This is a genomic window from uncultured Shimia sp. (assembly GCF_913054185.1).
Classification (GTDB): domain Bacteria; phylum Pseudomonadota; class Alphaproteobacteria; order Rhodobacterales; family Rhodobacteraceae; genus Shimia.
In genome coordinates, this window is the sequence record NZ_CAJXIV010000047.1 from 1 (window position 1) to 21,382 (window position 21,382).

The 21,382-nt window shown below is 56.2% G+C and carries 22 protein-coding genes; 14 read left to right on the forward strand and 8 right to left on the reverse strand.

What is annotated here, in order from left to right:
- Positions 1 to 209 precede the first annotated feature (209 nt).
- On the forward strand, positions 210 to 1,382 hold the full coding sequence (locus QZ517_RS11195; RefSeq protein WP_294226715.1) for a lytic murein transglycosylase: 1,173 nt from the start codon (positions 210 to 212) through the stop codon (positions 1,380 to 1,382).
- A 23-nt stretch (positions 1,383 to 1,405) separates the two neighbouring features.
- Here QZ517_RS11195 and QZ517_RS11200 read toward each other — a convergent pair whose 3' ends face one another.
- The gene (locus tag QZ517_RS11200; RefSeq protein WP_294226717.1) at positions 1,406 to 1,771 is read right to left on the reverse strand and encodes a hypothetical protein; all 366 of its coding nucleotides are present in this window, start codon (positions 1,769 to 1,771) and stop codon (positions 1,406 to 1,408) included.
- A 64-nt stretch (positions 1,772 to 1,835) separates the two neighbouring features.
- Positions 1,836 to 5,291 (reverse strand): chromosome segregation protein SMC, encoded by a 3,456-nt coding sequence (smc, locus tag QZ517_RS11205; RefSeq protein ID WP_294226720.1) that lies wholly within the window; start codon positions 5,289 to 5,291, stop codon positions 1,836 to 1,838.
- Between the two features lie 322 nt (positions 5,292 to 5,613).
- Between smc and QZ517_RS11210 the strand changes: the two genes are divergently transcribed.
- Both QZ517_RS11210 and QZ517_RS11215 read left to right on the forward strand, forming a co-directional pair.
- Positions 5,614 to 6,072, forward strand: coding sequence for a GNAT family N-acetyltransferase (locus QZ517_RS11210; protein WP_294226723.1), 459 nt, complete (start codon positions 5,614 to 5,616; stop codon positions 6,070 to 6,072).
- Between the two features lie 107 nt (positions 6,073 to 6,179).
- Positions 6,180 to 6,947, forward strand: coding sequence for an FCD domain-containing protein (locus QZ517_RS11215; protein ID WP_294226727.1), 768 nt, complete (start codon positions 6,180 to 6,182; stop codon positions 6,945 to 6,947).
- A 16-nt stretch (positions 6,948 to 6,963) separates the two neighbouring features.
- On the opposite strand, the gene QZ517_RS11220 is transcribed toward QZ517_RS11215, so the two are convergent.
- From QZ517_RS11220 to QZ517_RS11235, 4 genes are all read right to left on the reverse strand, one after another.
- Positions 6,964 to 7,968, reverse strand: a complete 1,005-nt coding sequence (locus QZ517_RS11220; RefSeq protein ID WP_294226731.1) for a calcium-binding protein — start codon at positions 7,966 to 7,968, stop codon at positions 6,964 to 6,966.
- Between the two features lie 155 nt (positions 7,969 to 8,123).
- The gene (locus QZ517_RS11225; RefSeq protein ID WP_294226734.1) at positions 8,124 to 8,441 is read right to left on the reverse strand and encodes a DUF1244 domain-containing protein; all 318 of its coding nucleotides are present in this window, start codon (positions 8,439 to 8,441) and stop codon (positions 8,124 to 8,126) included.
- 66 nt (positions 8,442 to 8,507) lie between these two features.
- Positions 8,508 to 8,747, reverse strand: coding sequence for a DUF6868 family protein (locus QZ517_RS11230; protein ID WP_294226737.1), 240 nt, complete (start codon positions 8,745 to 8,747; stop codon positions 8,508 to 8,510).
- 100 nt (positions 8,748 to 8,847) lie between these two features.
- On the reverse strand, positions 8,848 to 9,591 hold the full coding sequence (locus tag QZ517_RS11235; RefSeq protein WP_294226740.1) for an N-formylglutamate amidohydrolase: 744 nt from the start codon (positions 9,589 to 9,591) through the stop codon (positions 8,848 to 8,850).
- A gap of 166 nt (positions 9,592 to 9,757) precedes the next feature.
- Between QZ517_RS11235 and pyk the strand changes: the two genes are divergently transcribed.
- The 7 genes from pyk to QZ517_RS11270 all read left to right on the forward strand — a co-directional run bounded on the left by pyk (position 9,758) and on the right by QZ517_RS11270 (position 14,988).
- On the forward strand, positions 9,758 to 11,203 hold the full coding sequence (gene pyk / locus QZ517_RS11240) for a pyruvate kinase (RefSeq protein WP_294226743.1): 1,446 nt from the start codon (positions 9,758 to 9,760) through the stop codon (positions 11,201 to 11,203).
- Positions 11,204 to 11,243: 40 nt separating this feature from the next.
- On the forward strand, positions 11,244 to 11,468 hold the full coding sequence (locus QZ517_RS11245; RefSeq protein WP_294226746.1) for a hypothetical protein: 225 nt from the start codon (positions 11,244 to 11,246) through the stop codon (positions 11,466 to 11,468).
- A 137-nt stretch (positions 11,469 to 11,605) separates the two neighbouring features.
- A complete protein-coding gene (rpmI, locus tag QZ517_RS11250) occupies positions 11,606 to 11,806 on the forward strand; it encodes a 50S ribosomal protein L35 (RefSeq protein ID WP_054000659.1) in 201 nt (66 codons plus the stop codon).
- Positions 11,807 to 11,819: 13 nt separating this feature from the next.
- Complete coding sequence (rplT, locus tag QZ517_RS11255) at positions 11,820 to 12,185, forward strand: 50S ribosomal protein L20 (RefSeq protein WP_164645948.1); 366 nt, start codon at positions 11,820 to 11,822, stop codon at positions 12,183 to 12,185.
- Between the two features lie 199 nt (positions 12,186 to 12,384).
- Positions 12,385 to 13,455, forward strand: a complete 1,071-nt coding sequence (locus QZ517_RS11260; protein WP_294226766.1) for a Hint domain-containing protein — start codon at positions 12,385 to 12,387, stop codon at positions 13,453 to 13,455.
- Positions 13,456 to 13,559: 104 nt separating this feature from the next.
- Entirely contained in the window at positions 13,560 to 14,630 is a 1,071-nt protein-coding gene (gene pheS, locus QZ517_RS11265; RefSeq protein ID WP_294226769.1) for a phenylalanine--tRNA ligase subunit alpha, read from the forward strand.
- Between the two features lie 61 nt (positions 14,631 to 14,691).
- Complete coding sequence (locus QZ517_RS11270) at positions 14,692 to 14,988, forward strand: hypothetical protein (RefSeq protein WP_294226772.1); 297 nt, start codon at positions 14,692 to 14,694, stop codon at positions 14,986 to 14,988.
- A gap of 9 nt (positions 14,989 to 14,997) precedes the next feature.
- Here QZ517_RS11270 and QZ517_RS11275 read toward each other — a convergent pair whose 3' ends face one another.
- The gene (locus QZ517_RS11275; protein WP_294226774.1) at positions 14,998 to 16,134 is read right to left on the reverse strand and encodes a DUF2652 domain-containing protein; all 1,137 of its coding nucleotides are present in this window, start codon (positions 16,132 to 16,134) and stop codon (positions 14,998 to 15,000) included.
- 193 nt (positions 16,135 to 16,327) lie between these two features.
- Between QZ517_RS11275 and pheT the strand changes: the two genes are divergently transcribed.
- Both pheT and QZ517_RS11285 read left to right on the forward strand, forming a co-directional pair.
- Positions 16,328 to 18,727 (forward strand): phenylalanine--tRNA ligase subunit beta, encoded by a 2,400-nt coding sequence (gene pheT, locus QZ517_RS11280; RefSeq protein WP_294226777.1) that lies wholly within the window; start codon positions 16,328 to 16,330, stop codon positions 18,725 to 18,727.
- Positions 18,720 to 19,154 (forward strand): GNAT family N-acetyltransferase, encoded by a 435-nt coding sequence (locus QZ517_RS11285; protein ID WP_294226780.1) that lies wholly within the window; start codon positions 18,720 to 18,722, stop codon positions 19,152 to 19,154. The genes pheT and QZ517_RS11285 overlap by 8 nt, the downstream gene beginning before the upstream one ends.
- Here the strand turns inward: QZ517_RS11285 and QZ517_RS11290 are convergent.
- Positions 19,151 to 20,041: a LysR family transcriptional regulator gene (locus tag QZ517_RS11290; protein ID WP_294226783.1), complete on the reverse strand. Its 891-nt coding sequence runs from the start codon at positions 20,039 to 20,041 to the stop codon at positions 19,151 to 19,153. The genes QZ517_RS11285 and QZ517_RS11290 overlap by 4 nt on opposite strands.
- A gap of 86 nt (positions 20,042 to 20,127) precedes the next feature.
- On the opposite strand from QZ517_RS11290, the gene QZ517_RS11295 reads away from it, so the two are divergent.
- Positions 20,128 to 20,760 (forward strand): class I SAM-dependent methyltransferase, encoded by a 633-nt coding sequence (locus tag QZ517_RS11295; RefSeq protein ID WP_294226786.1) that lies wholly within the window; start codon positions 20,128 to 20,130, stop codon positions 20,758 to 20,760.
- 91 nt (positions 20,761 to 20,851) lie between these two features.
- Positions 20,852 to 21,304: a YtoQ family protein gene (locus QZ517_RS11300; RefSeq protein ID WP_294226788.1), complete on the forward strand. Its 453-nt coding sequence runs from the start codon at positions 20,852 to 20,854 to the stop codon at positions 21,302 to 21,304.
- The last annotated feature ends 78 nt before the right edge of the window (positions 21,305 to 21,382 follow it).

Genomic DNA, 21,382 nt, shown 5'->3' on the forward strand with positions numbered 1-21,382 from the left:
GACGGGATGATGCAGGACTTTCCCTATGTGAACCCCGAAGGGCGCAAGACACTTTCCGCGGATGATGTGGATGCCTGCTGTCGCGCGTTGTGGCTGACCTGGGCCGCCGGATTGGCCATTGTTGTGATGCTGGCAATTTTCTAGATGCTTGCCCGTGGGGCAGGCTCTGGCTATGTCTGGGCAACATTTTGCACCATGAGGGTATTTGTATGCGTCTTTTGCCAGCGCTGACTGCGGCGTTCTTGACCGTCAGCACAGCCACCACCGCAGCCGCGCAATGCGGCGGGTCATTTAACAGCTTTGTCAACGGCTTGAAGAAGGAAGCCCTATCCAAGGGCTACTCCAAGGGCACCGTGGACAAGTTCTTTGCCAGCGCGCGTCAGGACCCCAAAACCATCAAAGCGGACCGCTCTCAAGGTGTGTTCCAGATGCCGTTTTTGGACTTCTCCCAACGTTTGATCAGCCAGAACCGGATCGATGTTGGTCGCAAAAAGGCTAACCAATACGCCTCAACCTTCAACCGGATCGAAAAACAATACGGCGTGTCGCGCGGCGTGCTTTTGGCATTTTGGGCGTTTGAAACCGATTACGGCGCCTTCCAGGGGGATTTCAACACGCTGAACTCTCTGGTGACATTGGCGCATGATTGTCGCCGCCCGGAGTTGTTCCGCCCGCAGGTATTTGCCGCGCTGGAGCTCTACAAACGTGGCAACTTCAGCCCCACCAAAACCACAGGTGCCTGGGCAGGTGAAATTGGCATGGTGCAGATGCTGCCTGCGGACATCATTGAAAACGGTGTGGACGGCGATGGAGACGGCAAAGTCAGCCTGAAGACCTCGCCTCAAGATGCACTGATGTCCGGCGGCAAAATGTTGTCCCATCTTGGCTGGCGCAAAAATGAGCCTTGGTTACAAGAAGTTGTGGTGCCCAGCAACTTGGATTGGTCGAAGTCCGGCTTGGACACTACGCTATCCACAAAACAATGGGCCAAGATGGGCGTAAAGCCACGCGAAGGCAAATTAGCGAATCTGCCTGCCTCACTGCTGTTACCACAAGGGCGCAAAGGACCCGCGTTTTTGGCCTACCCAAACTACAGCGTGTATTTCGAGTGGAACAAGAGTTTCGTCTACGTGACCACGGCGGCCTATTTTGCCAACCGTCTGGAAGGCGCAAAACGGTATGACTCGGGCAACCCTGATCCCGGCTTGTCCAGCAACCAAATGAAACAGTTGCAAAAGAAGTTGAAGGCCAGAGGGCATGACGTTGGCAAAGTCGACGGCATCCTGGGCAAACTCACGCGCCGTGCGGTGCAAGCAGAGCAAGTGCGGCTTGGGCTGCCAGCGGATGCATGGCCAACCGCGCAACTTTTGAAAGCACTGTAACTACTTGATTGGGGCGCGCTCCTTTATGAATGCGCCTCAATATCCCGCACCGGAAACCGCAGACCGTCGGCGGTTTGCATCACCAAGCGCCCGCCGTTTTCCACAATCCGATCACAGCGTTCCACCCCGGTGACAAAGGTCACACAGACCGTGCTGTCATCGACAACTTCCCAATGCCCAAACCAGGTGCCGCCACCGCCATATGTGTATTGGTATTGTCCGTTGCTTTCGTACACAGATTGGCCGTCATCAAAAAAGATCAGAGTTTGACCGGAGAGCCGATCAGTGAGTGAAGTTGTCTCAAATGCAATGTCACCACTGGCGACTTTCCAGTTCTGAGCAAGTACCGGCGTAGCTATGAGCGCGAGAATTGGTGTGAATTTCCACATAAAAGCCTCCTGTCGTACAAGAGGTTATGCGGTTTTTTGATCGCACGGCGTCACGTTGCGGTGATTAGGCCACCAAAGTTTCGGCCGCTTTGAGATCCACGGAGACAAGCTGGCTGACGCCTTGCTCCACCATGGTTACCCCAAACAGGCGGTCCATGCGCGCCATGGTCACCGCGTGGTGGGTGATGATCAGGAAGCGCGTGTTGGTGCGGCGGCACATCTCATCCAACAAGTCACAAAAACGCGTCACGTTGGCATCGTCCAGCGGCGCGTCAACCTCGTCCAGCACACAAATCGGGGCTGGATTGGCGAGGAAGACCGCAAAAATCAACGCCATCGCGGTCAGAGTTTGCTCGCCACCGGACAGCAGAGACAGCGTGCTGAGCTTTTTACCCGGAGGTTGGCACATGATTTCCAGGCCCGCTTCCAGCGGATCGTCACTTTCCACCAGCTCCAAGTTTGCTTCCCCACCGCCAAAAAGGTGGCGGAACAGCAGCGTGAAGTTGGAATTCACTTGTTCAAAGGCCGTAAGAAGGCGTTCGCGGCCTTCTTTGTTCAGACTGGCGATGCCGTTGCGCAGGGTGCGGATGGCCTCCTCGAGGTCAGACTTTTCGCTGACCAAGCCGTCGTGCTCTTCCTGCACCTCTTTGATGTCTTCTTCCGCTCGCAGGTTCACCGCACCCAAACTGTCGCGTTGGCGTTTTAGGCGGTTCACATCGTTTTCTACGGTCTCGGAGTCGGGCATCTTGTCCGGATCGACGTCCAGGCGTTCCAGGAGGTCAGCGGGCGCAACCTCTTGCGCTTCCATAATGCGCTCCGCCGCATAGGCCACAGTTTCACGCGCCGCATCAGCGCGGGCTTCGGAGCGGGCGCGGGCTTCGCGCGCCTCACTGGCAAGGCGCTCTGCATCGCGCTCGTTATGTTCAGCTTCACGCAAAGCGGCTTCAGCTTCGGCGAGAACGTCTGACGCGGCCCGACGACGCTCTTCAGCAGCCTCAATGGCTTCTGTGAGCTCTTCACGCTTCTCCGCAATTTCTTCAGGCGCGGCGCCCGCTTCAATCAACTCATCTTCAGAGGCATCTTTGCGCTCTGCCAATTCGTTCATGCGTTTTTCAGCTGTTTCGAGACGGTGCCGCCAGCCACTGACTTCTTTCATGACCTCTTGAGACCGTTTTAGGCGGGCTTCGCCTTCGCGGCGCACCTCATCATGGGAAGACCGACGTGACATCATCATGATGCGGGCGCCTTCGACGGTCATCTTGATGTCTTCGACTTCCTGACGTGCGGCGTCCAGATCACCCAAATCCGCCAGTGCGCGCTCTGCCTCTTGGAATTGCTGACGCGCGGCCATGGCTTCTTCTTCGTGACGTGTCACGGCCAAACCAAGGCTTTCCAACCGACCTTCTGCCAGGTTCCGATCGGCCTCCGCGCGCGACAAGGCGCGATTGGCATCCGCCACTGCGCGATCCGCTGCGCGACGGGCTTCGCGGGCAGACTGATCTATGTTGGCCAACTCTCTCAGGCGGGTTTGCAGCACCTCATGCGCGTCCACAGCCCCATCGGCACGGGCGGTGGCGCGAGCCATAGCCTGCTTGAGTTCCTCAAGCCGGTTGAGCTGTTGCAAGCGCAGCGCCGCCGCGCTTGGCGCGTCTTCCGCCCAGGCGCGATAGCCATCCCAACGCCAAAGGTCACCTTCAAGGGAAACAAGGCGCTGGCCGGGCTTTAGGAGCGGCTGCAAGCTCAGCGCATCTTCATTGGAGACCAGCCCAATTTGGCTCATACGGCGTTCGAGAACCTCCGGCACAGAGACGTGTTGCACCAGTGAGGTCACACCATCTGGCAGTGGCTGCACCTCGCCATATTGCGGCAACACATACCACCCGGAGGGGCCGTCTTCCTCAACTTCCGGCGCACGGAGATCGTCAGCCATGGCCGCGCCCAGCGCTTTCTCAAACCCCTGTTGGACTTGCAGGCGATCCAGAATTTGGCCGCCTTCAGCGGTGTCACGTTCCACCAGCTTTGCCAACGCCGTGGTTTCAGCCCGCAAGGCATTCAGCTCACCCTCGGCCTCAGAGCGTTCCGCGCGAGCATCCGCTTCACGAGACTGAGTTTCGGCGCGTTCTTCTTCAACTTCAGCTAGGCGCTCTTCGGCATCTTGAGCCCCTACGATGGCTTCTTCTTCAGCCTCGCGGGCCAGCTCAAGTTCTTCTCCTGCGCGGGTCAGTGCCTCGTTGGACTCCGCCACAGCCGCGCGGGCCTTTTCGGCCTCTGCTTCGTTTTTGTCTTGTGTCTTTTGACTGTCATCCAACAAGCGTTGCGCCGATTGGTGACGAGCAGACAGCCGTGCCACATCTTCGGTCAGTTGAGACAGGTCGGCTTCCCGCTCTTGCAGCACACTGGCGGCTTCGCGGCTTTCATCCTGTGCGGCTTCGAGCTTATCCTCATGGCCCTCACTTGCCTTGGCAAGCTCGCGCTGCTCCCACTCCAGCCGCTCAATGGTTTCTTCGGCGTCCCGGTTCAAACCAGCCTCGCGCTCCATGTCGCGAGCCAACTGCAAGATGCGGTTTTTCAGGGTTTCTATGACTTGCAGCGCATGCGCTTCCTGGTCGTTCAAACTGTCTCGTTGCACTTGCAGACGTTGCAACACAGCCGAGGCAATGGCCTCTTCTTCACGTTTGCCAGGCAGGACTTCGTCTCGCGCTTGGCGTTCTTTGGCCGCTGTCCGCGCAAGGATTTCTGCCTGGGCCGCTTGGGTTGTGCGTGTTTTGAGTTCATCATCTGCGGTGGCGCGGGCATCATCCGCCTCCCGCCAACGCCGGTAGAGCAACATACCCTCGGCTTGGCGTAGCTCATCGCCAATGGCGCGATACCGGGCCGCTTGACGGGCCTGACGGGAAAGCTGGGCCAATTGGCTGGCCAATTGCTCTATCACGTCGTCTACACGGGCAAGATTGGTTTCGGCACCTTTGAGCTTTAGTTCTGCTTCGTGGCGGCGTTGGTAAAGGCCGGAAATGCCTGCGGCTTCCTCAAGGATCCGGCGACGGGCTTTAGGTTTGGCATTGATCAGCTCAGCAATTTGGCCCTGACGGACCAATGCGGGAGAATGCGCGCCGGTTGACGCATCCGCAAACAACATCTGCACGTCCCGGGCACGCACATCATTGGCATTGACCTTATAGGCGCTGCCAACATCACGGGTAATGCGACGCACAATTTCCAGCGCGTCGTCATCGTTGAAGCCCGCAGGAGCAAGGCGTTCCGAGTTGTCGATTTGCAACGCCACTTCGGAAAAATTGCGGGCGGGCCGCGTGGACGTTCCGGCGAAGATCACATCTTCCATGCCGCCGCCCCGCATTGCCTTGGGGCGGTTCTCCCCCATCACCCAACGCAGCGCCTCCAACAGGTTGGACTTGCCGCAGCCATTTGGGCCCACCACGCCGGTCAGGCCATCCGCGATGATCAGATCGGTGGGGTCCACAAAGCTTTTGAAGCCGGTCAGTCTGAGTTTGGAAAAGCGCAAAGTGCGGGTGGTCCTGTGATTCCTTCAGATTAAGTGACTCTGCAAAGCCCACTTGTGGTGAGTCAACGGTAAACCACAGGATGTGCCATATGGTGCAGAGTTATCCACAAGATATTGGCAATTTCGAGCCAAACAATGGAAGCACAGCGGCTCTGCGTGTTGGACAATCGGTTTGCTGACACAATGCGCCCAGCGGGCGTTGCCCATTTCTTAAGCACCACTTGCATTCTTTTCCCAACTCGAGGGCAGCAGCACGTTGGCGGCTGGACAGACACAGGTTGGAGTGACACATCTTTGGCAGAAGGATCGAAAGGAGGACGTCATGAGCACCATTAGAGTAGCGCCAGGGAATCCACGCGACGCACAAGCCACCGCACTTTTGCGAGCCAGCCACGCCTTGATGCAGGCTTTGTTCAATGAAGAAGACAACCACTTCTTGTCCATAGACGATCTCTGTGAGCCCAATGTGCGGTTTTTTGTGGCCAAGGAAGAAGACATCTCTCTGGGATGTGTGGCGCTGGCCTTTAAAGGTGATTATGCCGAAATCAAATCGATGTTTGTGCATCCCGACGCGCGCGGCAAAGGCATTGCTCATAAGTTGATGCAAGCCATTGAGGCAGAGGCGCGGACCGAAGGGATTTCCACTCTGACGTTGGAAACCGGAGACAGCCTACACCAAGCGCACAGCTTGTATCGGGCACATGGCTATGCCGATTGTGGCCCGTTTGGTGACTACGAGGAGAGCCCTGCCTCACTGTTCATGGCCAAGACGCTGGCGTAATCCAGAGGCGCAAATCAAGCGGACCAATCTAGATCGCATTGCGAGGGCTTGCACGTTGGGACGCCGCGTGGTCAAATTATGTGACCAGTTACGCGGGGCCGTCCTCTATGCCATTTCAAAAAGTTCAGCCGGAAAAACTCTCCATCTCGGTGATGCGCCAGATCGAGCTGTTGATTTTGCGAGGTATTTTGCGCCCCGGCGAGCGGTTGCCAGCTGAACGCGAATTGAGTGAACGGTTAGGGGTGTCCCGACCCAGTTTGCGCGAAGCTATTGCCACCCTGCAGGACAAAGGCCTCCTGACTCCCAAGGCCGGGGCAGGAATTTTTGTGGCAGACGTACTTGGCAGTGCCTTTTCTGACTCTCTGGTGCAATTGTTTTCCGCCCACGACGAGGCGGTGTTTGATTATATTGCGTTTCGCCGTGACATGGAGAGCTTGGCTGCCGAGCGCGCAGCCACCTATGCGAGCGACACGGATTTGCAAGTGATCCAAGCGGTTTTTGACAAGATGGAGGCGGTGCATCCTAAGCGCAATCCGACCGATGAGGCGCAGCTGGACGCGGATTTTCACCTCGCCATTATTGAGGCAAGTCACAACGTGATCATGTTGCATATGATGCGGTCGATGTATCAGCTGTTGCGCGAAGGTGTGTTTTACAACCGCATGATTATGTTCAAACAGCGCACCACCCGGGGTGAACTGTTGGAACAACACCGCGACATCAACACAGCGTTGCAGGCGCGGGACGCAGAAGGCTCCCGCAATGCCGTCAAAGTGCATTTGGATTATGTGGAAACAGCGCTGACTGACTTCAGAAAGTCGGCACAGAATGAAGCCGTTGCCAAACAGCGCTATGAACATGAGCTGAACCGCTGAGAGCCGCCCGCTACCGTTATGCCGCGTAGTCTAAGGTCACTTTCAGAAGATCCACATCGTCTGCGGTCATGTTCTCCAGTATCACTGCGGGTTCTTGATCCAGCGTCACCACCGATCCGTCAACCGTATGGGAGCCTGACAATAGGATCGTGATCGATTCTGTGTCGGCATCATAGCTGGCTTCCCATTCCATCACCGCGTCATTGCCAAAATCGCTGGAGGCAAAGGTCAGCGTCTCTGTGGCCGCGTCTAGATCGGCAATCACCACTTCGTCGCGGTTGTCGTCAAACTCAAAGGCAACCGTGAAATTGTCTACGCCTTCGCCGCCCTCAAGTGTGTCGCCGTTGTCGCCGACCAACACGTCATCACCGTAGCCGCCGTCAAGCATGTCAGCTGAGTTATCGGCCAAAGTTGGATGGGTGCCAATCACGGTGTCGTTGCCGATGCCGCCCAACAATGTGTCGGCGCCCTCATAGTCGCGCAACACATCATTGCCAGCACCGCCACGCACCACATCGTCACCGCCGTTTTCGAAACCAAGACCTTCTAAACCCAGCTCTTCGACAAGAGTGGCGTCATAAAGATCGTTACCGTCGCCCATGGCAATGGTGTCATCGTCGCTGCCGCCTGAGATCGTGTCTTCGCCAGCGCCGCCAAGGATGTAGTCCGCCCCCGCGCCGCCACTTATGCCATCACCACTTGCCCCACCGTGCAATGTGTCGTTGCCTTCGGCGCCATGGAGCCAATCTTCGCCATTATTGCCGCGCAGGTCGTCGTTACCAGCACCACCGGTAACCGTGTCGCTGCCATCGCCGCCTTCAAATGTATCGTCGCCCTCGGAGAGGATGACTGCCTCGGACACGTCAAGCAGTTGCTTCGGGGTGACCTCGCCCTCCTCGGTCTCGTTATCCGCGTCATCAGGCGCGTCGCTGACGTCCAGGTCCGGCTCTTCAAAGCCATTCAACACGTCGGCTACCATGCCGACGCCAAAAATCGCGGTTAATGCCAAAAGGGCTAACATTGCTCTTATCCTCACACAAAACTCTAACGGCTTTGAGTAAGGTGTTATTAACCAAGTTTGACATGATTGAGGCGACGATGTGCTGGTTTCTGGCCTGCCCAAACGCACAAAAAAGGCCGCCGAAGCGACCTTTCTACGTTAGCAAGATCCTCCGATCAAGCTTTATCTGTGCCGACGTTTTCCGCAAAAGCCTTTTCAAAGTCTTTTTGTTTTTCCGGGCTGGCGTCCGTTTGATAGTTGGCCTTCCACTCGTCCATGGTCATTCCATAGTAAATCTCGCGTGCCTCGTTTTTGTCCATCTCAATGCCACGCTGGTTGGCTGCTTCCTGATACCAGCGGGACAGGCAATTACGACAGAACCCTGCGAGGTTCATCATGTCGATGTTTTGCACATCGGTACGCTTTTCCATCAGGTGTTCACGCAGAGTGCGGAAGGCGGCCGCTTCGAGTTCGATCTGAGTTTGCTTGTCCATGGCTGTCCTCCGGAAGCAATTGCGTTGGGCACTGGGTAGCAACCGGAAGGGCGTTGGGCAAGCGCGTCACATGATCGTGAGAGCGATCCACGGCACCAAAGCAAAAACAAAAATCAACAGCTTGTAGGTGCCAAGCCACTGGAAATAGAGCGGCGCCAGGGTGTCTTTCTGAACTCCGGTAATCTTGGCATGCAGATCAGTGATCCAGCCGCGCAAGCCGTATATCATGCAGGTTGCAAAGAGCAGAACGCCAATGTGGATGACGGTCATCCATCCAAAGAAGGCAGTGAGGGTTGCTTGGGTCATGTCAGCCTCCTTTCAGCTGTTGTTTTTCCCACTCCATATATGGGGTGGACGGATGCTTTTTGCTAGCGCTACGCTTCAGAAAACGCGTCATAAATATGACTTACAGGCTGTTTCGAGCCAATGTGCTCTGCAAAATCGGCGCCAAACGCTCCGCCCAGGCGTTTTGCGTTTCTGGCGTGTTGATTTCGTCACTACGCAACTCAATCAACGCGTTCAATCGGCCGGATCTTAAGGCGTGTTGATCAATGCTGTCCCCGGGCAAATAGCCGGTATACGGCGCGTTGTCGCCAACCGTCAGATCTGGCTCCTGTTCCAGTTCCGCAATCAACGCCTTCCCAAAGCGATCCTCTTGCGGCGCATGTAGAATGCCAATCTCCCAAGGGCGCGGCGCACGGCCGTTGAGCTTAGGCGAGAAACTGTGCATGGCGATGATCACCACATCTGCGCAATCCGCCGCGAGGTTTTCAAGCGCGGCGTGGTACGGCTGGTAATGTACGAGCTTTCGACGTTCGATTTCCGCATCGTCCACGTCCCGGTTACCCGGAATGATCGTCCCATCATAAAGCCGCATGACCAGCGTCGGGTCGTCTGCGCCTCGGTTTGGGTCGATGCAGAGGCGGGACCAGTTGGCGCAAATCACGGGCGCATCCAATAGCTCGCCTAATCGCAAAGATGTACCGCGAGCACCCACGTCATAGGCGATGTGGCGCTGCATATCCGCTGGGTCGAGTCCCAGATCACCGCCACTGATGTCGTCGGGTACATAATTAGAGGCATGGTCACAAGTGATGAGCCAGCGGGAGCGGCGCTCTGCGCCGTAAATCGAAAACGGTGTGTATGTCATGGGCCTGTCATTGCTTTCTGATCAGACTTAGGTCAGTTGTGCCGCAATTGGAATGCCCAAGGTTCACCTTGTATTTGTTAGCGTTAACATGTAGCAGGTGACACGCAAGGCGCCTTCGGGTCAATTCCCGAATACCCAGACGAGCTACCGCAAAGAAAGACGGATCATGAGACGACTGAGAAACGTGAAAATCGTGGCCACATTGGGCCCAGCTTCCGAAACCTACGACATGATCCGCAACCTGCATGAAGCCGGTGCCGATGTGTTCCGCCTGAACATGAGCCACGGAAGCCATGATGAAATCCGGGAGAAGCACCGGATCATTCGTCAGGTTGAGAAAGACCTGCAAAGCCCGATTGCCATTCTGGCTGACTTGCAAGGACCAAAATTGCGCGTTGGCGTGTTTGCCAACGGGGAAGAAGAGCTGGTAGACGGCGCAAAGTTCCGGCTCGACCTCGACCCTGCTGAAGGTGACGTAAATCGTGTATGCTTGCCGCATTCCGAGATTTTTGCAGCCCTTAAAGACGGCTCGAACCTGCTGGTAAATGACGGCAAGATTCGTCTGAAAGTGGAGAGCTGTGGCGCTGACTTTGCCAATTGTGTGGTCACAACTGGCGGCACAATTTCAAACCGCAAAGGAGTGAACGTTCCTGACGTTGTGCTGCCTTTGGCAGCGCTGTCCGCAAAAGACCGGGATGATTTGGAGTTTGTCTGTGGATTGGGTGTGGACTGGCTGGCGTTGTCGTTTGTGCAGCGGCCAGAAGATGTTCAGGAAGCGCGTGAGTTGGCCCAAGGCCGCGCGGCGCTGATTTCCAAGATCGAAAAGCCTGCCGCAGTCGAAGCTTTTGATGAAATCCTAGCGGCCTCTGATGGCATTATGGTGGCCCGTGGAGACCTAGGCGTGGAATTGCCGGTTAGCGCAGTGCCCCCAATTCAAAAACGCCTTGTCCGGAAATGCCGCAATGTGGCGAAGCCCGTAATTGTGGCAACCCAGATGCTGGAAAGCATGATTGACAGCCCCATGCCAACCCGCGCTGAGGTCTCTGATGTTGCAACTGCGATTTATGAAGGCTCCGACGCGATCATGCTGTCGGCGGAATCAGCGGCAGGCAGTTTCCCAATCGAAGCCGTGACCACCATGAACAATGTCGCAATTGAGGTGGAAAACGATCCAACTTATCGCGAGATCATTGAGGCCAGCCGCACACTGCCGCGTTCCGGTGTTGCAGACGCGATTGTTGCCGCCGCTCGTGAAATTGCAGAGACCACACAAGTGGCCGCGATCTGTTGCTTCAGCCAATCCGGCACAACCGCGTTGTTGATTGCACGTGAACGCCCGCGGGTCCCCATCATCGCGATGACCTCTTTGCGCGGAACTGCGCGGCGCCTGGCACTCAGCTGGGGCACAAACTGTGTGATCACTTCCAATGTCAGCCGCTTTAAAATGGCGGTTGTGGCCTCAGCCCGTGCCGCGCGTGATCTAGGCTATGCGGAGGAGCAGGATCAGATTATCGTGACCGCGGGTCTGCCGTTTAACGTGCCGGGCACAACCAACATTCTGCGGGTGTCCCCCTGTGACGAGCGTTTGATTTTCAACCTCGAGTCAGAGTAGCGTCAGCCAACGGCATCCCCAAGAAGGGCCTAAGGCAGGCATGGCAACGGACTATCTGATCACCATTGGACTGGTTGTGGGGCTTTTCTCCATTCCGGCCATGCTGGCTGCTCATGCTGACAGTCGTGTGCCGCGCACCGCGATGGGGGCCTTTATCCTCTCCGCTGCGGTTATCGCCGGGGCGATCCTCCTGGATCCGGCGCGTTATAGCGTGGCGGATTTACCCAATGTGGTGATCCGGGTGATTGCCGATATCATCCACTGAGACAGCGAACCCAAGAAATGAGTCAAAAGGCCTTGCACGACTGAGATTTGCGGCCTATACGGCGCCTCTATTCGCGCGACCGGCTAGAAGGCATGCCGAGTCGCGTTTGTCACCGACCGAATACAAAGGAGACGGAAATGCCTAAGATGAAGACTAAGTCGAGCGCCAAAAAGCGCTTTAAGGTCACTGCCACCGGCAAAGTGCTTGCTGGCCAAGCTGGTAAACGCCACGGCATGATCAAACGCACCCGCAAATTCATTCGTAACGCCCGTGGCACTACGACCCTGTCCGCCCCCGACGCTAAGATCGTCAAGGGCTTCATGCCCTACGACCGCTAAGAGGAGATAAGATATGTCCCGCGTTAAAGGTGGTACCGTAACCCACGCCCGTCACAAGAAGATCATCAAAGCCGCCAAAGGTTATTATGGTCGTCGCAAGAATACTTTCCGCGTTGCATCGCAGGCCGTCGACAAGGCGAACCAGTACGCAACACGCGACCGTAAGAATCGTAAGCGCAATTTCCGCGCGCTGTGGATTCAGCGGATCAACGCTGCTGTGCGCGCCCACGACGAAGCGCTGACTTACAGCCGCTTCATCAACGGCCTGACACTGGCTGGTATCGAAGTGGACCGTAAAGTTCTGGCCGACCTGGCCGTTCATGAACCAGATGCGTTCACCGCGATTGTGGATCAAGCAAAAGCTGCTCTGGCTGCTTAAGCCCTAGCAACAGACTTGAAAAAGCCCGCGTTTTTGACGCGGGCTTTTTTTGTGCCCAAAGACCGAACACACAGTAATCGCAAGGAGCACGAAAAGGAAACAAACCGAAAACAAGTTACATTTTATTTACCATTCTGACCCCATGATGCCTGCGCGGCGAGTGTTTGCCGCAAAATGTACCAGTGATTTGGAGGTTAGAATGGCCCGTATCAGCGAGCTGCATTATTCCAATGCCTATGCGCGAAACTCAGGTGTTGAGGAATTTTTGGAAATTGCCTTAGCCCATGACGAAGACCCTCGTGATTATGTGGTGTCGTTTTATCAGCCAGATGGCGGTGTCGGCATCGAGATCCCGCTTTCCCACCCGGATGTTTTGGTCTCCATAGATCCGGACACAAATGAACAGGTCTTAGCGTTCTCCGCCTCCAGCTTCCCCATCCTGCGCACGGATCCGGATGGCCACGGTACCGGAAACTATGAGGCCTACGCCCTCACCAACACCACAGCGGGCACTGTGATCGATTTCTACCACATCGGTGGGGGAACGCGGAACATCCTCGCCTTTGACGGGGCCGCTGCTGGTGCCACCACTGTGAACCAGCCTGTCACGACGTCACCAAACAGCACCACAACCAGCTCGCAGTTTAATCACCCCGCACCAACACAACTTATCAATACATCAGTCGGCGCAAGAGATCCGGGCGTTGCCTGCTTTGCGGATGGCACACGCATTCGCACGGAAGTTGGCCACCAGCTGATCGGCACGCTCAGCGAGGGGGATTTAATCTGGACCCGCGACAATGGACTGCAACCTGTGCGTTGGATCGGGCGCAGAACGGTTCCCGGCACCGGAAAATATGCGCCGGTCCAGTTTTCGCCAGACACATTTGGCGCCCTAAAACCGCACCAAGTGTCCCAAGATCATCGGATCTTTTTAACCGGGTGGCGAGCGCAGCTCATGTTTGGAGAAGACGAAATATTGGTACCGGCAAAAACCCTGGTGGATGACTGCGACGTGCGTATTTGTGAATGTGACTCCATCATCTATTTTCACTTGCTGTTTGACGACCATCAGATTGTCAGCGGTGATGGGGTACTGAGCGAAAGCTTCTTCCCGGGCGCCGACGCCATGAAAATGGTGGATTGTGGTACCCAGCAGGAAATGTTTGCCCTGTTCCCTGAGCTTGCCACAGGAGTACGGGTCCACACCCACACCGCGCGCGCCGTTGTTGCCCCTGCCAGCCTTGGGCCACTGCTGATGCGCAATTGATGGCAAACTTGTGGTTTCCAAGGTGGGGCGGCTCTGTATGCTTGCAATCAAAGGGGCGTGTGATAGGAGGTCTGCGGTAATTTCTCATCTGGGACGGCCCTGCCATGGACGAACTGCGCACAAAATACATCGAAGCCATTGCCGCAGCAGCGGACGAAGCCACCCTTGAAGAACTGCGGGTTCAGGCCGTTGGCAAAAAAGGCGAAGTCAGCCTGAAAATGCGCGAGCTGGGCAAAATGACTCCCGAGGAGCGCCAGGTCGCAGGCCCGGCGCTCAACGCGTTGAAAAACGAGATCAACTCGGCGCTGGCCGCCAAAAAAGTGGCGCTTTCGGATGCAGCCCTGGATGCCCGCCTGGCCACCGAATGGCTGGATGTGACGCTGCCGTCCCGCAATCACCGCGTGGGCACGATCCACCCGATCAGCCAAGTCACCGAAGAGGTGACCGCCATTTTTGCCGACATGGGGTTTGCCGTGGCCGAAGGCCCGCAGATCGAAACCGATTGGTATAACTTTGACGCGCTGAACATTCCGGGACACCACCCGGCCCGCGCCGAGATGGACACGTTTTACACCCACCGCGCTGAGGGTGACGAGCGCCGGCCGCATGTGCTGCGCACCCACACCAGCCCGGTACAAATCCGCACCATGGAAAAAGACGGTGCGCCAATTCGCATCATTTGTCCGGGACGGGTGTATCGTGCCGATTATGACCAAACCCACACACCGATGTTCCACCAGGTTGAAGGTCTTGCACTTGGCAAAGACATTTCCATGGCGAACCTCAAGTGGGTGCTCGAAGAGTTCTTCTCTGCCTTCTTTGGCACCGATGTAAAAACCCGCTTCCGCGCGTCACACTTCCCGTTCACGGAGCCGTCTGCTGAAGTGGACATCCAGTGCAGCTGGGAAGGTGGCACTGTGAAGGTTGGCGAAGGCGACGACTGGCTTGAAGTGCTGGGCTCCGGCATGGTGCACCCCAACGTGCTGAAAGCAGGCGGCATTGATCCGGACGAATACCAAGGCTTTGCCTTTGGCATGGGCATCGACCGTTTGGCGATGCTAAAATACGGCATCCCGGATCTGCGCGCTTTCTTTGACAGCGACCTGCGTTGGTTGCGCCACTACGGATTTGCAAGCTTGGATCAGCCAACCCTGCACAGCGGTTTGAACCGGTAACAAGAGCGCTTGCGGCGAGGACAACGTAGCCTCGCCTTTTTGCTCTAGAGGCACAGCGCTGATGTATCTGTTTCAAGTACATTTGGCAGCGTATTGGGATTGGTGGGACGTCAAAGTCTCAGCCAAACCTAAGGTCTGGAAGCGCAGCCTTTTCGTTGTTGCGGTCGTTTTAACGTTTCTGCCTGCGTGGGCAGGCTCTTGGGCATTTGCGTTTTATCCGATTGGTTGGGTGACTGTGCTGCCAGGCCTGATACTTGCAAGCAAAAAGAGCCGTCGCGCCACCGAACTGCTTGCAGATCAAACGAACCAGACACGCAAAACAAAGAAACTCATCAAACTATGGCAACACAAAAAGTGACTCTGCGGCTTAGCTGGGTTGTGCCACGCCTTCGGCAGAGGTCACTATCTGTCTGCTCAGTGCAGTCATCTTGTTGATGCGGTTCTCTTTGTCCGGAAGGATGACGCCGCGAATCTTTTTATTCACCGTGCTCGACATCAGCTTCCCCATGAGTTTTTTGGACGTCACTTTGGCATAGCGTAGTTTCACCATTGTCCCAGCTCCCATCTCAGCCATTTCAATGGTTTCCAACATCGACATACCCATTGGCATATTGTAGCGCCCGGTCACATATTCACCTGGGTTCCAATCCACTACCTCAAACGGGAAGACATCATCCCCGTGATAGCAGTGATAGAGCGTGCCGGGTTCAATCTTGCCTTTGTTGGTGTTGAGCATGTCCACCTTGTCAGCTCCGATCCATTCGGCGCGTAAATCCGGCCGCGTCATGATGGTAAAAGCCACCTCCGGGGACACCGGTAATGGCACCATCCATTCGTCGATCAACAGATCATCACGGGGTTCCACAAAGGTGCGCTTGGTTTGCCGACGCCGGGCCCACGCAGCGCGCATATCCCGCACAACGTATTCGACCTCGCCAATGTGCTCGATGTCCTCACTGAAGAATTCCGTCTCGTCAAAGTAATCAACTAGATCCATCGCCTTGAGAGCTTTGCAGGAAATCAGCGTGTAGGCGTTCATGCCCGTGTTGTCTTTGACGGAGTTCTTCAACAGACGGAAGGCGGTGATCACATCCTGGCCCGCCAATTCCTGACGCCCACCGGTGTCTTGGATTACGCATTCACCATGGTGAACTACGATCTTGAGTTCCAGTTCATCTAGGTTGGCGCAGGCGTCACAGGGGCAACTGGTGTTTAGGAGCATCTTTTCTTTTGCGCGGGCAAACACGCAGTAGAGCTGCTCGGAAAAATCGAGGATGAACTGCTTGGTCATCACATCGCTTTCAAAGGCATAGGCAAAGACCGCATCGCCCTGCAAACCTGAGACTTCAAGCGGCGACCGAATTGCTGGGACCAATTCGCCAAACAACGCTTCCAAAATACCTTTGGCATGCTCAATTGGCGTTTCTGCCATAAACTTAGTGTAGCCGGAAATGTCAGCGATCACAAAAAAGGCTGTTTTAATGCCACTGTCCTGCGGAGCCATTTCTCTCTCCCCTACTGCGTCTCCCGGTACTATGCGCCAGAATCCCAAAATCGCAAAATCGGGTTGACGTTGTTGAATAATCCACCTCTTCCGCGGTCCTCTTTCGGAAGTTTGCATTCAATGTGGTCTTTCCCCTATGGTGCTAATCCGTTAAACGGCTTTCTGACCCTTATTTGACTGATGGACCGGCGCGATGAAATTCACTCTTTCCTGGTTGAAAGATCACCTTGAGACCGACGCAAGCGTTGATGAGATTGTTGAGGTCCTGACCGACCTTGGCCTTGAGGTTGAAGACGTTTCCAACCCTGCTGAGCGGCTGGCCGAGTTTAAGCTGGGCAAGGTGGTGCATGCCGAGAAGCATCCGGATGCGGATAAGCTGCGCGTTTGCAAAGTTGCCACAGATGAAGGTGAGCTTCAGATTATCTGTGGCGCGCCCAATGCACGCGAAGGCATCACCGTCGTTGTCTGTAAGCCGGGTATGTATATTCCGGGGTTGGATATCACCATCTCGGTGGGCAAGATCCGCGGCGTGGAAAGCTATGGCATGATGGCGTCCGAGCGCGAGCTGGAGCTGTCAGACGAACACGACGGCATCATCGAACTGCCGTCTGGCGACGTGGGCGACAGATTTGTCGATTGGCTGGCTGACAATGATCCGTCCAAAGTCGACACCATGATCGAGATTGCAATCACCCCTAACCGTCCGGATGCGCTGGGTGTGCGTGGTATTGCCTTGGATTTGGCCGCACGTGGCCTGGGCAAGATGAAACCTGCCAAGACAGCCTCAATCGAAGGTGGGTTTGAAAGCCCAATCGCCATCACAATTGACGAAAGCGCGGCCACAGAGGGCTGCGAAGTCTTTGCCGGTCGCCTGATCAAAGGTGTGAAAAACGGCCCGTCGCCGCAATGGTTGCAAGACCGCCTGACAGCCATTGGTCTGCGGCCGATCTCAGCACTGGTGGACATCACCAACTTCTTCACTTTTGACCGCAACCGCCCTCTGCACGTGTTTGATGCCGACAAAGTCAAAGGCAACCTGCGCGTACATCGCGCGGTGGGTGGCGAGACCCTCGTTGGTCTTGATGAGAAAGAATACACGCTCAAAGAGGGCATGGTTGTCATCTCCGACGACGCAGGTGTCGAATCCATCGGCGGCATCATGGGCGGCTTGCCCACCGGCTGCACCGAAGAAACTACTAATGTTTTCCTAGAGGCCGCTGTTTGGGATCACATCCAAATCGCCTATACGGGTCGTGGTTTGAAAATCAATTCGGACGCGCGCTATCGCAACGAACGTGGCATCGACCCGGCCTACAACATGCAGGCCATGGATGACGCAACGCAGATGATTATTGATCTTTGCGGCGGTGAGCCCAGCAACATCGTGACCGCCGGCGCAGTGCCTGATGTGTCGCGCGCCTATAAGCTGGACACCGATCGAGTTCAGTCCTTGGTGGGCATGGAAATTCCAGCTGAGACGCAGCACGCCACGTTGGAAGCCCTTGGCTTCACCATCGAAGGCGACATGGCCCATGTGCCAAGCTGGCGTCCCGATGTTCGTGGGTCCGCTGATCTGGTTGAAGAAGTGGCGCGGATTGCGTCGCTGACCAAATTGGAAGGCAAACCACTGCCGCGTGTCGACGCTGGCGTTCCGGAGCAAATCTTGTCTGCCATGCAGAAACGCGAACAAATTGCCCGCCGCACCACTGCGGCCCTCGGGTACAACGAGTGCGTGACATACAGCTTCATCGACAAAGCAGCGGCCAAGTTGTTTGGCGGTGGCAGCGATGCGACCAAGCTGGAGAACCCGATTTCCAGTGAGATGAGCCACATGCGCCCCTCCCTGCTACCTGGGCTTTTGCAAGCCGCAGCGCGCAATCAGGCGCGTGGTTTCATGGATATGGCCCTGTTTGAATGTGGCGCGGTATTCCACGGCGGCGAACCAGGTGAGCAAGAAAACCTGCTAACCGGCATTTTGGTGGGCCGCACCGTTGGCAAAGACATTCATGGTGAGAGCCGTGGTGTCGACATCTATGACGCCAAAGCTGACATGGAAGCAGTGATGGATGCGCTTGGTGCTCCTACCAAGCTGACCTACAACCGCGGCACCAATGACTGGTGGCACCCGGGTCGCAGCGCGAAGGTGGGTCTGGGCCCGAAAAAAATCCTCGGTGCATTTGGCGAAATCCATCCCAAAGTGCTGGACACGCTGAACGTAAAAGGGCCGGTTGTGGCCTTTGCCATTCACACCGCAGAAATCCCGATGCCACGTAAAAAATCCGCGTCTAGAGGGGCTGTGACAATGGCTGACCTACAGGCGGTTGAGCGTGACTTTGCCTTTGTGGTGGATGCCGATGTCGAAGCGTTGACGGTGGTCAATGCCGCCTCTGGCGTGGACAAGGCGCTGATCGAAGATGTGCGCGTCTTTGACGAGTTCATCGGCGGCGCACTTGGGGAAGGCAAAAAATCCCTCGCCATCACAGTGCGCTTGCAGCCAACAGACAAGACGCTGAAAGAAGCCGACATTGAGGCCGTCGCTGCCAAGATTGTCGCCAAAGTCAGCAAGGCCACCGGCGGTACGCTGCGTGGCTGATGCATCACAGCCGCGTTTGGCGCGGGTCGAAGAGGCCCCTGCCATCGCGCGGCTGATCGACGCCGCCTACCAACCCTATCGTGATCAAAGCATTGCTCTGCCGGATGTGTCTGGCGGAGTAGCTGACGCCATTGGCGACGGGCAGGCCTGGGTGATGGACGATTTATCGGGTGTCCTGATGCTCTCTACCACACCACCAACCGCGCACCTGATGAATGTGGCTGTAGCCGCCCAAGCGCGGGGACGCGGCCTTGGTGGGGTGTTGATCCGGTTTGCGTTGAAGTTGGCTCAAGACGCTGGCTGTGAATCCATTGCTCTGGCGACGCATGTGGATATGCCGGACAATGTCGCACTTTATACACATCTGGGCTGGCAAGAGACCGAGCGCGATGAGAGCCGCGTGATGATGCTGCGCCCGCTTTCCTAATTTTCGGTCAAGTGTTCAGCCAGCGTGTCAAACACCAGACGTATGCGCCGGCTGGTGTGCAGTTCGCGGTGCGTGGTCAACCAAATTGGAAAGACGATAGGCGCCAAGTCGGGCAGAATCCGCTCTATGCCAGGCGTGGTTTCCGCCACATCGTCAGCCATAGGTGCGATGCCAAACCCCTGCTTGCACATTTCCCAGGCCACCAGCCCGCTATCTGATCCGGTGCGGAAGTTGTCTAGATCAATCGGGAACCCCATTGGTTTGAGATACTCCAGCATGCGCGGCACGTCGCCGGAGCCAACAAAATCATGGTGTTTGAGATCAGCTACGGTTTTGGGCCGACCGCGCAAATCCAAATACTCGGTTGACGCATAGAAATATCCCTTCGCTTCCCGCACCAAGCGCGCGATCAAATCCGGTTGCTCCGGACGCACATGGCGGATGGCAATGTCCGCTTCGCGCCGCATGAGATCCTGCACGTCATCTGACGCAACCACGTCGATAATCAAACGCGGCGCTTTCACACGAAGTTCTCGAAGGATTGGGGGCAAAAGATGCACCGAATAGACATCCGACGCCGTAATGGCCACACGCCCCTCGACATCCTGATTTTGCCCGGAAGCCACCAATGCCACCCGGTCGGCGGCTTCCCGCATGGCGCGGACATGCTCGAGCAGCTCTCCGCCCGCGACGGTCAACTCAAGTGTTCTGCCGACCCGCTCAAACAACATCACGCCCAAGTCTTCTTCCAGGGCCGCAACTTGCCGACCCAAGGTCGGCTGTGTCTGCCCAAGCTGACGCGCAGCCGCAGACAGCGAGCCTTCCTCCGCTGTCGTTAAAAACGCGCGGATATGGTTCCAGTCAAAGGTGGTCTTGGGATCAATCATGCAAATACGTATATCAACACTGCGAATTTCGGCAATTTATATTGCATTCCTGCATAGGTATCTATGTCCTGGAAAGGAGAACAGCCATGCAAGCAGCAGCAAAGTTTTGGGATGGGGTGGCACAGAAATACGCCAAATCCGCCATCAGTGACATGCAATCGTATGAGTATACGCTGGGGCGGACACGGTCTTACCTCAAAGAAACCGATGTGGTGATGGAGCTTGGGTGCGGCACCGCGTCCACAGCCATCAAACTCGCAGACGCCGTGACCGAGATGGTGGCGACGGATGTGTCTGGTGGCATGCTGGAGGTTGGCCGTGAACGAGTCAGCGAAGCCGGCGCCAAGAACATCCGTCTGGTGCAAGCCACTCCGGAAAGCGCGCCGGAAGGTCCGTTTGATGTGGTGTTGGCGCATAACCTGATCCACCTCCTAGAGGATGGTGACATAGCTGTGGCCGAGGTGGCCAAGCGCGTGAAACCGGGCGGGTTGTTCATCAGCAAAACCCCGTGCCTGAGCGAGAACATGCAATCCATTAAGTTTCGCCTGTTGAAAACGGCGATTCCGTTGATGCAATTCTTCGGAAAAGCCCCGTTTGTGCGGTTCTTTTCCATTGCTGAGTTAGAGCGCTCAATCACCGATGCGGGCTTCCGCATCATCGAAAGCGGAAATTTTCCTGCCGATCCTCCAAGCCGCTACCTTGTTGCGCGCAAGCTTTGAACACATGTGATTGAAACTGCTTCAAATCGTGAGGGATTGGAGCACAGCGCCGGACAGGTTATGACCTTGCGCAAGCAAGAGAGGATACCCCATGAGCCTAAACGTCTATCTGTCCGGCGAAATTCACACTGACTGGCGCGAACAAATCAAAGAGGGGGCTGCCGATCTCGATATCAGCTTCAACAGCCCTGTGACCAACCACGCGGCGTCTGATGATTGCGGTGTCGCCATTTTGGGCGCTGAAGAAAACAAATATTGGCACGACCACAAAGGCGCGATGGTGAATGCTATTCGCACCCGCAAGGGCATTGAAGACGCTGATGTGGTTGTGGTGCGGTTTGGCGAGAAATACCGCCAGTGGAATGCCGCCTTTGACGCTGGCTATGCCGCAGCGCTTGGCAAATCGATCATTGTCTTGTCGATGCCAGATCAACAGCACGCCCTGAAAGAAGTGCATGCTGCCGCTTTGGCCGTGACGGAGGAACCAGCGCAGGTTGTTGAAATCCTGCGCTACGTTCTGACAAGCGAACTTCCGAAAGGCTAAATCTGTTCGGCGTGTGCTGCATACTTACGTCGCGTTAGACTTGCTTGATGAAATTGCCCCCTCCTAGGCTGAGGTTCA

Bases quoted from the DNA above. Each gene is read 5' to 3' on its own strand.
- rplT (WP_164645948.1), top strand. From the start codon at position 11,820: ATGTCCCGCGTTAAAGGTGGTACCGTAACCCACGCCCGTCACAAGAAG.
- QZ517_RS11230 (WP_294226737.1), bottom strand. From the start codon at position 8,747: ATGACCCAAGCAACCCTCACTGCCTTCTTTGGATGGATGACCGTCATC.
- QZ517_RS11220 (WP_294226731.1), bottom strand. From the start codon at position 7,968: ATGTTAGCCCTTTTGGCATTAACCGCGATTTTTGGCGTCGGCATGGTA.
- QZ517_RS11200 (WP_294226717.1), bottom strand. From the start codon at position 1,771: ATGTGGAAATTCACACCAATTCTCGCGCTCATAGCTACGCCGGTACTT.
- QZ517_RS11235 (WP_294226740.1), bottom strand. From the start codon at position 9,591: ATGACATACACACCGTTTTCGATTTACGGCGCAGAGCGCCGCTCCCGC.
- pheT (WP_294226777.1), top strand. From the start codon at position 16,328: ATGAAATTCACTCTTTCCTGGTTGAAAGATCACCTTGAGACCGACGCA.
- QZ517_RS11295 (WP_294226786.1), top strand. From the start codon at position 20,128: ATGCAAGCAGCAGCAAAGTTTTGGGATGGGGTGGCACAGAAATACGCC.
- rpmI (WP_054000659.1), top strand. From the start codon at position 11,606: ATGCCTAAGATGAAGACTAAGTCGAGCGCCAAAAAGCGCTTTAAGGTC.
- QZ517_RS11195 (WP_294226715.1), top strand. From the start codon at position 210: ATGCGTCTTTTGCCAGCGCTGACTGCGGCGTTCTTGACCGTCAGCACA.
- QZ517_RS11290 (WP_294226783.1), bottom strand. From the start codon at position 20,041: ATGATTGATCCCAAGACCACCTTTGACTGGAACCATATCCGCGCGTTT.
- pyk (WP_294226743.1), top strand. From the start codon at position 9,758: ATGAGACGACTGAGAAACGTGAAAATCGTGGCCACATTGGGCCCAGCT.
- QZ517_RS11275 (WP_294226774.1), bottom strand. From the start codon at position 16,134: ATGGCTCCGCAGGACAGTGGCATTAAAACAGCCTTTTTTGTGATCGCT.
- QZ517_RS11245 (WP_294226746.1), top strand. From the start codon at position 11,244: ATGGCAACGGACTATCTGATCACCATTGGACTGGTTGTGGGGCTTTTC.
- pheS (WP_294226769.1), top strand. From the start codon at position 13,560: ATGGACGAACTGCGCACAAAATACATCGAAGCCATTGCCGCAGCAGCG.
- QZ517_RS11225 (WP_294226734.1), bottom strand. From the start codon at position 8,441: ATGGACAAGCAAACTCAGATCGAACTCGAAGCGGCCGCCTTCCGCACT.
- QZ517_RS11260 (WP_294226766.1), top strand. From the start codon at position 12,385: ATGGCCCGTATCAGCGAGCTGCATTATTCCAATGCCTATGCGCGAAAC.
- QZ517_RS11300 (WP_294226788.1), top strand. From the start codon at position 20,852: ATGAGCCTAAACGTCTATCTGTCCGGCGAAATTCACACTGACTGGCGC.
- QZ517_RS11270 (WP_294226772.1), top strand. From the start codon at position 14,692: ATGTATCTGTTTCAAGTACATTTGGCAGCGTATTGGGATTGGTGGGAC.
- QZ517_RS11210 (WP_294226723.1), top strand. From the start codon at position 5,614: ATGAGCACCATTAGAGTAGCGCCAGGGAATCCACGCGACGCACAAGCC.
- QZ517_RS11215 (WP_294226727.1), top strand. From the start codon at position 6,180: ATGCCATTTCAAAAAGTTCAGCCGGAAAAACTCTCCATCTCGGTGATG.